This is a genomic window from Pseudomonadota bacterium, assembly GCA_026388255.1.
Lineage (GTDB): Bacteria > Desulfobacterota > Syntrophorhabdia > Syntrophorhabdales > Syntrophorhabdaceae > JAPLKB01.
The window spans coordinates 23,622-35,126 of sequence record JAPLKC010000104.1 but is presented as its reverse complement, the minus strand read 5'-3'; the positions used below and the strand labels follow the sequence as shown (position 1 = coordinate 35,126).

General features: G+C 41.7%; 12 protein-coding genes, 1 tRNA gene and 1 other RNA gene. 2 read left to right on the top strand and 12 right to left on the bottom strand.

All coding sequences use genetic code 11. The features are described 5' to 3' along the window. From NT178_16305 to NT178_16285, 5 genes are all read right to left on the bottom strand, one after another. Positions 1-1,390: tetratricopeptide repeat-containing protein (locus tag NT178_16305; GenBank protein ID MCX5814083.1), on the bottom strand; the 1,390-nt coding region annotated here is incomplete at its 3' end. Positions 1,391-1,510: 120 nt separating this feature from the next. Next, on the bottom strand, positions 1,511-1,978 hold the full coding sequence (locus tag NT178_16300; protein MCX5814082.1) for a hypothetical protein: 468 nt from the start codon (positions 1,976-1,978) through the stop codon (positions 1,511-1,513). 95 nt (positions 1,979-2,073) lie between these two features. Beyond that, complete coding sequence (locus NT178_16295; protein MCX5814081.1) at positions 2,074-2,202, bottom strand: hypothetical protein; 129 nt, start codon at positions 2,200-2,202, stop codon at positions 2,074-2,076. Positions 2,203-2,247: 45 nt separating this feature from the next. Next, positions 2,248-2,919, bottom strand: a complete 672-nt coding sequence (locus tag NT178_16290) for a hypothetical protein (protein ID MCX5814080.1) — start codon at positions 2,917-2,919, stop codon at positions 2,248-2,250. Next, on the bottom strand, positions 2,916-3,650 hold the full coding sequence (locus NT178_16285; protein MCX5814079.1) for a sigma-70 family RNA polymerase sigma factor: 735 nt from the start codon (positions 3,648-3,650) through the stop codon (positions 2,916-2,918). Before NT178_16285 ends, NT178_16290 begins: the two co-directional genes overlap by 4 nt. 214 nt (positions 3,651-3,864) lie before the next feature. Here NT178_16285 and fsa point away from each other — a divergent pair, with 214 nt between their 5' ends. Then, positions 3,865-4,509: a fructose-6-phosphate aldolase gene (gene fsa, locus NT178_16280; protein MCX5814078.1), complete on the top strand. Its 645-nt coding sequence runs from the start codon at positions 3,865-3,867 to the stop codon at positions 4,507-4,509. 84 nt (positions 4,510-4,593) lie between these two features. On the opposite strand, the gene recR is transcribed toward fsa, so the two are convergent. From recR to NT178_16250, 6 genes are all read right to left on the bottom strand, one after another. Then, positions 4,594-5,190: a recombination mediator RecR gene (recR, locus tag NT178_16275; GenBank protein MCX5814077.1), complete on the bottom strand. Its 597-nt coding sequence runs from the start codon at positions 5,188-5,190 to the stop codon at positions 4,594-4,596. Then, positions 5,191-5,511, bottom strand: coding sequence for a YbaB/EbfC family nucleoid-associated protein (locus tag NT178_16270; protein MCX5814076.1), 321 nt, complete (start codon positions 5,509-5,511; stop codon positions 5,191-5,193). Positions 5,512-5,675: 164 nt separating this feature from the next. Further along, positions 5,676-7,265, bottom strand: coding sequence for a DNA polymerase III subunit gamma/tau (gene dnaX / locus NT178_16265; protein ID MCX5814075.1), 1,590 nt, complete (start codon positions 7,263-7,265; stop codon positions 5,676-5,678). A gap of 253 nt (positions 7,266-7,518) precedes the next feature. After that, positions 7,519-7,616: signal recognition particle sRNA small type (ffs, locus tag NT178_16260), an RNA gene on the bottom strand. A gap of 51 nt (positions 7,617-7,667) precedes the next feature. Beyond that, a tRNA-Ser gene (locus NT178_16255) sits at positions 7,668-7,761 on the bottom strand. A gap of 104 nt (positions 7,762-7,865) precedes the next feature. Next, the gene (locus tag NT178_16250) at positions 7,866-9,164 is read right to left on the bottom strand and encodes an adenylosuccinate synthase (GenBank protein MCX5814074.1); all 1,299 of its coding nucleotides are present in this window, start codon (positions 9,162-9,164) and stop codon (positions 7,866-7,868) included. Positions 9,165-9,357: 193 nt separating this feature from the next. Here NT178_16250 and NT178_16245 point away from each other — a divergent pair, with 193 nt between their 5' ends. After that, positions 9,358-10,377, top strand: a complete 1,020-nt coding sequence (locus NT178_16245) for a Tim44 domain-containing protein (GenBank protein ID MCX5814073.1) — start codon at positions 9,358-9,360, stop codon at positions 10,375-10,377. Between the two features lie 102 nt (positions 10,378-10,479). Here the strand turns inward: NT178_16245 and NT178_16240 are convergent, their stop codons facing one another. Next, complete coding sequence (locus NT178_16240) at positions 10,480-11,340, bottom strand: 3-hydroxyacyl-CoA dehydrogenase family protein (GenBank protein ID MCX5814072.1); 861 nt, start codon at positions 11,338-11,340, stop codon at positions 10,480-10,482. Positions 11,341-11,505 lie beyond the last annotated feature (165 nt).

Sequence of the window (11,505 nt, the reverse complement as noted above, 5' to 3'; positions counted from 1 at the left end):
GCATGGGTCGCCGGGATTTGTTGGATATGTTGGGTAAAAGGAGGGTATCCACCTTCTCTTTCAGGTCTTTCTCTGTTATTGGTATCTCGTAGACTTTAATATCATTCTTCGTGACAAGCCAGGCATAGGTAGCCTCTTTACCCGTAAAGTATTCGAGAAGAGTCGTTGAGGGGTCAAGGAGGGACTGGAGAGCCGGAATACCTATGGGGTCAGCGGTGATGAGGGAGGCAAGTTCTCCACCTTTCAGTTTCACTTCTTCGATGAAGGTGGAGTATTCTTTTTCTTTTGCGGAGAGAGCATTTCTTGTTTCCTCGGAAATCTGATCTGCTTCTGTCTCCGCTTCAAGCTGTTTGTGCAGCCTCATCAACTCCCATTGATATTCCATGTCTTTCTTAAGAACCGTCTCATCCTCCCTGGTCTTTCCTTTTGCCTCGCGGGTAGCAAGCATCTCTAAGAAGAGCCTTCCTTTCACCTTCTCTGCGACAACGAAAGATTCCTTGCCATAGCCCTGACTTTTTTCTTTGACAAGGACACGGATAAGACCTTCGTAGGCGTCCATACGGGTAAATCCTGCACCTGTCTGTGCAGTGAGGAAGTCTTTCTTTACCTCGGGGGCAAGGGTCTTCCATTGGGATTCGGTGAGGTTTATGGCTTCACGGAAGCGTTCCTTTGCCTTGACATAATCGCCCATGCCTTCATAGGAAAGGCCAAGGCCGGTGTGGTCAGCGATGAGGAAATGGGGCTGCCCCATCTTCCTTGTATAGGAAAGAGAGCGGGCAAATTCCCTTTGCGCACTGGAGTAGTCCTTTTTGAGGAGATAGTATTTGCCGAGGCCATATGGACTATTCTGTTTCTTGAATATTACATATCCCTCGTCGAACCTTCCTGAATCGAGGTAAAGCCCGGCCAGATTGGTGAGGGATCGGGCGGTATCGGGATGATCGGGGCCGAGAATTTTCTCGCAGATAGCAAGCGCGCGCTTATAGAAGGTTTCTGCTTCTGCGTAGCGGCCGGTCGAGTTGTAGATGAATGCCAGGTTGTTGAGGGAACCGGCAGTATCAGGATGATAGGGACCAAGGGCTTTCTCGCTGATTGCCAGTGACCGCTTATAGAGGGGTTCTGCTTCCGTATAGCGGCCGATTGATCGGTAGATTTCTGCCAGGTTGTTGAGGGATTTTGCGGTATCGGGATGATCAGGGCCGAGGGTTTGCTCGCGAATTGCAAGAGATTCTTGTGCAAGGGGCAGCGCCTTATCATAATAGCCTTGCGCGGACAGAGTGACAGCTTTATAAGACACTCTTATTACCCCATCTGCACATCCGGCCAAAGCGCCTGTTACAAGAGCAATAGCAAGGATTTTTGACACAAATTCATTGGTATTATCTTTCACGATGCCCCCTTCTCCGCAAGTTCTCCAATGAACGATCATTACTGCAGCTTCCATTAGTTGGTACAATCAAACTATCACATCTTATCTGCTCTCTTGTTGCCCATAAGCTATGTATATGCATTACCTGTCCACCTTTAGAACGATGTCCATTGTTGTTTTTTCTCCTGAGACATAGGCTATTGATAATTGGAGGCGGTGTTTGCCTTGCGGTACACAGACACCGGTGGCAAGGAGCCTGTTATTTTTTAAAAAAGGTTTAAGTCTGTCAGTGATATCAATTGATATAAGCTTAAGGTACTTAATCGTCAAGGTTTCGTAATCTATGGTCTTATCAGGAGTCGCCTCAAAAACAACTTCCATGCCAACAGGGGTTTGGAGGGTCTCATACTGTTTGGGGGCAAGTATCCTGACCACTGGTCCGTCATCCCCGGATTGCAGTATGTCTATTCCTCTTGAAGTTACAACAGGTTTGTCTGGCCGTGCAGCTTCTTCAGGCGTAATGAGGGTTACGCCAAGACAGACATTAGCAATACATAGGAAACCCGCCAATACTATAAAACCAATAAATGAATTCAGCACCTTATTCATATCCGCCTCCCTGGGCTTGCTGTGCTAATCTGTGTAATCTGTGGATCTATTCTGTTGTCCTTATCTCCACCCTCCTGTTGAGCCTTTTCCCTTCTTCAGTACCGTTGTCTGCTAAAGGCTTCTTTTTCCCGTATCCGGTAATCGTAAGCTTTGCAGAGGGATACCCATGCCTGGCAAGCCATTTTTTTACTGAAAGACATTGCAGCGAATAATTTGAGTTTCATATAACCCCTCCATATTCGGAACATAATAATAAGGACTGTTTTATTTCAAAAAAGTTTCAGACGTACGACAATATTACCTTGGCTATCTTTATATTCCTTGCCTTTTATCTCTACCTTCCCTGATTGCGAAAGGCCCTGTATGAATTTCTCCTCGCTTTCTTTAGGAATATTTGTTGTTATTTCCATGTCCTGATTGATCTTTCTTTTTCGTATGAGCTTGCCGTTGTTTGCTTGAATCAGTTCTTTAAGCTCTGAAAGGGCTTTATCCATGTCTTTTGTCCCGACAATTATAGGGGTTTTCACTTCCTCCAGTTCAACTTCGAAAGCACCTCTAATTTCCGGCTTTCCTTCCAATGTGACCGGAGGGGTTAGTCCCCTGTAAACAGTAAGGGTCAATACAACTGCTGCCGCTACTGCGAGACCTTCGATAGACCACCTGAAATAGGGGATTTGAAACCATTCTTTTATCCTCTGGAAAAAGGGTTTTCGAGGGAAAGGGGATGCGTGGATTTCCTGTATTACCTTTTTCTTAAATTCCATAGAAAGGGGTGGCGGTTCATATTTATCAAGGAGTGCAACGGTCTCTTGCATTGTTTGCAGTTCTTTACGACATTTTTCACACCCCTTGAGGTGCTCCCCGGCCATAACAGTATCCTTTTGGGACATACGCCCGGTTATATAATCGTAAAGGTTGTCCTCAAGATGTTTATCCTTCATGAGACAGACTCCCTGTAGTCTTTTAAGATATCGGCAAGTTTTCCTATCCCCCTGTGCACCCAGGTCTTGATATTACTTTTCTTAGTGCCCATCATTGCAGCCGCCTCGTCATAACTGTATTCCATTAGATGAACAAGGATAACTGCCTGTCTATAATTCTCCGGCAGTAAATTGACTGCCTTTTTCACATCGTTTTGAATTTCATTGGTCATCGCCTTTTTCTCCGGGGTGTCCCTCTCAATAGTTTTTATGCCTTCCTGAAAGGCATCGTCGGGCATTTCAATCTCTCTTGAAGCATCTGCTCCGGTAAACTGTTCATCAAAGGCCTGTTTATCTCCCAACATATCCATACATGTTGTGTAGGCAGTCCTTTTAAGATATGAGAAGAATAAGCCGTCTTCTCTTAAATTGTTTATATGTTCAAGACATTTCATGAATGCCTCCCTCATCGCATCCTTCGCATCTTCTTCAGGCTCTTTCCGCATCGATAAGAAATAGTAGCAGTAACGGTAAACGTCATCACTGTACTTATTAAACAAATAAACATAAGCGTCTTTGTCTCCATGTTTTACCTGCCTCACATATTCTGCATCCTGCTCGGCACCAACTTTTTTATCTGTTCGCAGATATGCAATAGCACCAATGATGAGACTGATAAATATGAAAAAAGTTTCACCTGAAAGGCTGGAGGATAGAAAGTATGCGACATGTTCTATTATAATTTGGAACATGGAGGACAACATCAACTGTTAATTCCGCCCCTTTAAAAAAATTGATTGAGTAATCCCATTATACGAATAAATCATATTTATGTAAATAAATTTAATAAGATAACTAATATGACATGTCCATTAAAATTAAATAATCTTTCATATTTATTGATAAAATTGTATATATTTCACGGGTAAAATTGAAAAAGGATTTGAAAATAATGGAGGTAATGGGATGAAGTTCTTTATTGACACCGCAAATATTGAGGAGATTAAAAAAGGCATTGAAATGGGTCTTGTTGACGGGGTTACCACCAATCCATCACTCCTGTCAAAAGAGAAAAAGGCGCCGGAAGCTGTCATCAAGGAAATTCTATCTCTTGTTGACGGGCCTGTGAGCCTCGAAGTAATAGCAACTGATTCAAGGGGCATGTGTGAGGAGGCAAGGAAATTAGCTTCATTAGGGTCAAATGCCGTCATTAAGATACCAATGACAGAAGAAGGCATTAAAGCAGTGAGAATGCTTTCACAGGAAGGTATTAAAACTAATGTAACACTGATATTTCAGCCTCTTCAGGCACTTATCGCAGCAAAAGCCGGGGCAAGCTACGTAAGTCCCTTCATCGGGAGACTTGATGATATATCTTCAAGGGGTATGGGCATAATCGAAGAGACAGCGGCAATATTTTCAAATTACGGATTCGAGACAGAGATTATTGTTGCAAGCATTAGAAATCCTGTTCACGTACTCGATGCAGCGCTTATCGGCGCAGATATCGCAACAATTCCCTTTAATGTTATGAAACAGCTAATCAGTCATCCCTTGACGGATATCGGACTTGAAAAATTCTTAAAAGACTGGGAAAGCATTAAAAAGTGATTAGAAGTGATGAATTTTGGGTGTTGGGTCTAAGGATACAGTCACTTATAATTCAACATCCATAATTCAACATTCAACATTTTTCTACAGGTTCTTTCTATTATCTATCGAACTTTTGATGGTAAGCGGGTCAATGTATACTATATCGCCGCCTATGGGTATGCCTGATGCTATCCTTGTAATTTTTATATCCAGTGATTTCAGAATCTCACCGATATAATGGGCTGTCGTATTCCCTTCCATGTTCGGGTTTGTTGCTATGATTACTTCCGTAATTCCTTCCCTGATAATCCTTTCTTTCAGTTCCTTGATCCTCACCTCATCGGGGCCTATCCCTTCAATCGGATTAATTACGCCGTGAAGGATATGATACCGGTAATGACCGGGGTTTGACGACTCTATAACCATCATGTGGGATGCCTCTTCCACTACACATACGGTACATCTGTCCCTTCTTTCGTCGCAGCATATAGGACATGGGTCAACATCCGTAATATTGAAGCATACACTACATAATTTTATCTTGCTCTTTACATCCAGAAGGCTTTTAGAGAGTTCGGATATATAACTTTCCTTTGAGTTTAACAGAAAAAAAGATAGCCTCGTTGCCGTCTTTTTGCCGATCCCGGGCAGCCTGGAAAGATTTTCTATAAGCCTCTCAATAGGTTCGGGATAAAACATTTACATCCCAAAAGGCATCTGGCCGCCGCCAAAACCGGTGACCTTTTCCATTTCTTCCTGCATCATTTCTCTTGATTTGTTTAAACCCTCATTCAAGGAAGCAACAACAAGATCTTCAAGGAGTTCCTTGTCCTTCTCTTCCCAAATCTCATCTGAAATCTTCAAGGAAATTATCTCCTGCTTCCCGTTAACCACACATGAGACCATCCCGCCACCGGATTGGGCTTCAACAGTTCTGCTCCCCATCTCCGCCTGGACTTTCTGGAGCTTATCCTGAATCTTTTTTGCCTGACTTAACAATTGTCCAAAGTTTTTCGACATATATCCTCCTCTTTAATTTCAGCGGGTAAACTCCCTGCAGCTTACTGCGCGTTGTCATTCCGTGCATGACACTGAATCCAGAAAGCTAAACCGGATGCCGGATCAAGTCCGGCATTACAAAAATCACCCCGTCCGCTTGCGGCGGTGTAGTTTATTAGCCTCCTTCAGGTCTTAAATAATGATTCTGCTTCTTTTACATAATCTTCAAGCGAATGCTTTTTCTCTCCTGAAACTCTGAAAACAAGACCCATATCTTTGCCGAAAAATATCTTTAAGTGTTGTTTTATTTCTTCTTTCAAATTCATGTCATTTTTTACAAAAGCATATTTTTTATCAAGTGATATTATAATGCTTCCATCTTCTATTTTGAGGTCAAGATTTTCAAGGATACTGCCGATAAAGGGTTTTTTCTTCCTCAGGTATTCAACAAAACTCTGCATATCTCCCTGTGGTTGAGTTTCATAGGCAGGTTCTTCTTTATACCCGTGTTCTTCAAATTCATGCTCTGTTTTATAATCTGTTAGTTGTTCTGTATGGCCTGTTTGGTCTGTTTTATGCTCTTTCTTATGCTCTATTTTATGTTCTGTTTTATGCTCTTTTGTCTGTTCTGTATGTTCGTGTTGTTCGTAGCTGCCCAGATTGTCCAGAATCTTCTCAACGTCTCTCAGTTTTGAAAGATTATAAAGATTGATATAAAGCACTTCGAGCGAAATCCTGGGGAAAAAGCCCTTTATTAAATCTTCTGACTTTAGCAGGTAACTCAGCATATTCTGTATCTCATAGTATTCAATATCTTTGAGCATAAGGGTGATTTTATCATATTCATCCTCGCCCATATGAATAAAGGGCGGCATAGCATCATATACTTTCATTATCATAATGTTTCTGAAAAATGAAATAAGCCCTCCGTACAGATGATAGACATCATAGCCTTCATCCAGAACCCTCTCAATTGTTTCCAGTCCGAGCTTCATATCCTGGTCTATAATAGATTTTACAATATCGTACAGCGTATCCTTTTCTATTACACCGATAATATTTATCACATCCCTTTCGGTTATACGCTTTCCGCTGTATGCAATAATCTGGTCCAGAATAGATTCGGCATCCCTCATGCTTCCATCAGCCTCTGTCGCTATGTACCGGAATGCGCCTTCATCATATTCTACACCTTCTGCCTGGCATACCTTCTTCATCTGTTCTATGATATCCTTCTCGGAAATCCTTCTAAAGTCAAACCTCTGGCATCTCGACATGATGGTATAAGGGATCTTCTGGGGTTCTGTCGTAGCAAGGATAAAAATATTGTTGCCAGGAGGCTCTTCAAGGGTCTTTAAAAAGGCATCTCTTGCTTGCGGCGTCAACATATGAGCTTCATCAAGGATATACAGTTTGTACTTACCCTTCATAGGCATATATCTGACAGTCTCAGTCAATTCCCTTATATCGTCTATGCCCCTTGTTGATGCGGCATCTATCTCTATTACATCTACAAAACTTCCATTATCAATCGAGAGGCAGTTCTCGCAAACACCGCACGGCTCTTCTTTGGGCCCATCAATACAATTAACAGCTTTTGCGATAATTCTGGCCATCGAAGTCTTGCCTACACCTCTCGGTCCGGTAAAAAGATAAGCATGAGCAATCCTGTTGAACTTTATCGAATTCTTTATGGTTGTAACAATGTGGGGCTGACCTATTACATCTTCAAGTCTCTTGGGTCTCCACCTTCGCGCAATAACAGTGTAGTCCATCAGAATGCACCCCGGTAGGAATAAGGAAAAAGGAGAAAGGGGAATTTAGAATTTAGAACGTAGAATGTAGAATTTAGAATAGAGAATAGGGAAAGGAGAAAGGAGAATTTAGAATGTAGAATGTAGAATGTAGAATGTAGAATGTAGAAAGTGGAATGGGGAACTTGAGATAAAGGCTTAAGATACGTATTCAATAAGAGCATTATGATTTCCATTTTGAATTTCAGGTATTTCATTCTTAATTCTGCATTTAAAAAACCAGGCTACCTGCGGCACACGGATTAGTTACTGCCGCTGCTTTCTTCCGAATCTGACGGGGTTAATAACCTCCACGTTGCGCAGGGCCTGGCGAATTTTTCTACTGCTCTTTCTACATCGAAAACTGTCACTATGCTTATTTAATGGCGGAGAGACAGGGATTTGAACCCTGGGCACGCGTTTTAGCACGTACACACGATTTCCAGTCGTGCTCCTTCAGCCTCTCGGACATCTCTCCGGGTAAATTTTTATACCATACTTATTAAAAACTACACAAGGACTTTCAGAAACCACGCAAGGACTATTCAAAACGAGGTACATATACCCAGAAAGATATGCATATTACAGGTTTTGTATAAAAGGATTTTTAAGCACTATTGTATTTTCCCTTTCCGGACCGGTTGAAATAATATCGATCTTAGAATGAACAAGCTCTTCCAATCTCTTTAAATAGCTTTTTGCATTTGACGGTAAATCTCCATACTTTTTAATCCCTTTTAACGGGGTTTCCCACCCATCCATCTCTTCGTAAACAGGTTTACATTCATAATAAGCATTAACGCCCATTGGGGGTTCATCGTAAAATATTTCCCCAATCTTGTATCTCGTACATATCTTTATCTTTTCAAATCCATCAAGGACATCAAGCTTGGTTATGCTGAGACCGCTAATCCCATTAAGTTTAATCGCTCTCCTGGCAATCACAGCATCGAACCATCCGCACCTTCTCGGTCTTCCTGTTGTTGCCCCATATTCACCACCAACTTCCCTTAGTCTGTCTCCTGTTTCATCCGACAATTCAGTCGGAAAGGGGCCTTCGCCTACCCTCGTCGTATATGCCTTGCATATACCGATTATAGAACTGATGCATGTAGGCGGCACTCCTGTTCCTGGAGCAATGTTTCCTGAAATGGTATTTGATGATGTGACATAAGGATATGTACCATGATCTATATCAAGATATGTTCCTTGAGCACCTTCAAACAGTATTTTTTTGTCTTTTTCTATGCACTTGTGAAGAAAACTTACCGTATCAGTGGAGTATTTTTTAAGCATTTTGCGATATCGATCATAATTCTTTACAATCTCTCTTGTCTTAAAAACTTCATCCTTATAATACCTTTTTATTAAAAAATTTTTAATTTCGAGATTTTGTTTTACTTTTTCCGAAAAAACTTTTTTATCGAGCAGGTCAATCACCCTGATGCCAATCCTGCTGACTTTATCCTCATAGGCAGGGCCAATGCCCCTGCCTGTTGTTCCAATCTTGTTTTTAATTTTAGATTCTTTAAGTATATCCAGTTTCTTATGGTACGGCATTATAAGATGCGCCAGGCCACTCACCATAAGTTTCTTATCATCTTTTATAAAACCGATAGATTTAAGTTCGCTTATCTCTTTTTCCAGAACTTCAGGATCCAGAACAACACCATTACCGATTATACAGTACTTTCCCTCATGCAATATTCCGGAAGGAACAAGATGGAGTATTACTTTCTTGCCTCCTGCTACTATGGTATGTCCGGCGTTTGCTCCACCCTGGAACCTTACTATAACGTCGGCAAAGCTACTGAGCATATCTATAATTTTGCCCTTACCTTCATCGCCCCATTGAACTCCTACTACTCCGACGCTTGGCATAACTATTATTCTCCTCTTATTACGAATTTTATTGTTCAGTATTCTTCTAATATACCTTATGTATTAAAATCAAGCACAATATTCTCTTGTCCTGATGCTGTCTTTGACATCCCTTAACATGATATGATATTATAAACTCCTTGTAGCTGCTTAATGCTATAGGTGTTTACACTATTCATCAGGAGGACTGATTATGAAAAAAACAGGAAAGAACAGATTTAAGCTTCTCGTAATATGTACAACGCTATGCTTTCTGTTTTTTATAGGCATGGAATCATTTGCCTTTGCCAGGGCAGGCGGAGGAAGATCATCGGGCAGCAGGGGATTCAGCTCAGGCGGATCTTATCAAAGAAGTACACCTTCCCAGTCGGGCGGGACATATCAGCAGCGCCAGCAGCAAGCTATGCCTCAAAGACCGCCGGTGCAGCAACCCGCTCCTTCTTTTGGAAGAAGCCTGCTCTATGGTATCGGCGGCGGTCTTCTTGGAGGTATGGTAGGGAGTATGTTATTCGGCGGCCGCGCCTCTGCCGGTGGAGCAGGCGGATGGGGTGGCGGAGGTGGTGGCGGATTCGGCTTCGGCGATATTATTATTCTTTTGATTATCGTTGGCATAATCTATTTTGTAGTTAAACGCTACCGGGCACGGAAGCAAGAAATGCTGATGAGTACGGCAGGCGCCGGATATGCCTCTTCGCCGTCATATAGCTACAACGAACCTGCACCTGAACAAACATATGAACCGGCAATGCAGGGAGATCTTATATCACAGGGTCTTCGTTATATAAAAGATATGGACCCGTCATTTGATGAAAACATGTTCAAAGAGCTTGTGGAAGACATATTTTTTAAAATTCAAGGTGCATGGACTAAACGCGATATGAGCGTGGTTCGTGATCTCCTTGCCCCACAAATGCTCAATACATTCCAAAACGATGTAAACGCCTATATTGCAAACAAGCAGTTTAACCGTCTTGAAAATATCGCAGTCCGTCAGGTAGAAATTGTTGACGCCGCACAGGATCAGGGTGAAGAATATATTACGGTAAAATTCCTTGCCAGCCTGCTTGATTATACAACAGATGAAACAAACAACCAGGTGATATCGGGCAATTCTACTGACCCTGTAAAATTCCTCGAGTACTGGACCTTTACCAGAAAGATCGGCAATAGAAATTGGGTTCTTGCCGGTATTACTCAGGAAAGAGATTATTAATTAATAAATCACCCTGCTGCTTGGAGCAGGGTGTTAACTTGAAAGGAACAAAAAAAGGAGCGGATTTTGTCCGCCCCTTTTTTTTATTGTTAGTCTATATTTCTACTTGTTGTAATCGTACCATCCTGCGCCGGTCTTCCTTCCCAGTCTGCCGACCTTTACTAAGTTCTTCAACTCCAGAGAAGACTGCCATTTCAACTCAGCAGGCAACTCTTTTCTCAGATACTCATTCACATTCAGGTTGATATCAAGACCTGTAAGATCCATCAGTTCAAAGGGCCCCATAGGGTAATTAAGACCAAGCTTTGCTGCTTTATCTATATCTTCCTTCGATGCTACACCCTGTTCGTAAAGCTTCATTGCCTCAATAAAGTGCGGTATCATAAGTCTGTTAACAAGAAAAGCCGGCACATCAACTTTTACCTCAACACCCTCTTTGCCAAGCTTCTTTGTCAAATCAGCAGTTATTGCATATGTTTCATCGCTGGTCCTATGTCCTCTTACGATTTCTACCAGCTTCATAAGTGGCACCGGGTTAAAAAAGTGCATACCCACAATCTTATCCTGTCTCTTCGTTGCCGTTGCAATCTCGGTAATTGACATTGATGATGTGTTTGTGGAAAGTATTACATCCTTTCTGGTAAGTTCATCCAGCTCTGCAAATACCTTTTTCTTTACATCCATTACTTCGATAATAACCTCAACAACAAAGTCCACGTCTTTGAGGTCTTCCATCTTGGTTGTACCTTTGATTCTTCCCATGAGCTCATTCTTAGCGTCTGCAGTCATTTTACCTTTTTCAACGCTCTTTGAGAGAAACTTATCAATATTCTTGATGCCACCTTCGACAAACCTGTCTTCAATATCTCTCAAAATAACATTATAGCCTGCCTGAGCGGCTACCTGGGCAATGCCGTTTCCCATAACGCCTGCGCCCAATACTCCAATAGTTTTGATTTCCATAGATTCCTCCGATTTGTTAATAAATTAAAAAATTCACATTTTGAATATTAACTGTTATTACAGGGAATAGTCAACTGTTTTGTAGTTTTTGCAAATAAATTCAATTGATTAATAATCAAATAATTTATATTCAATTGATTTATGATCATGTACAAGAAGATGGAT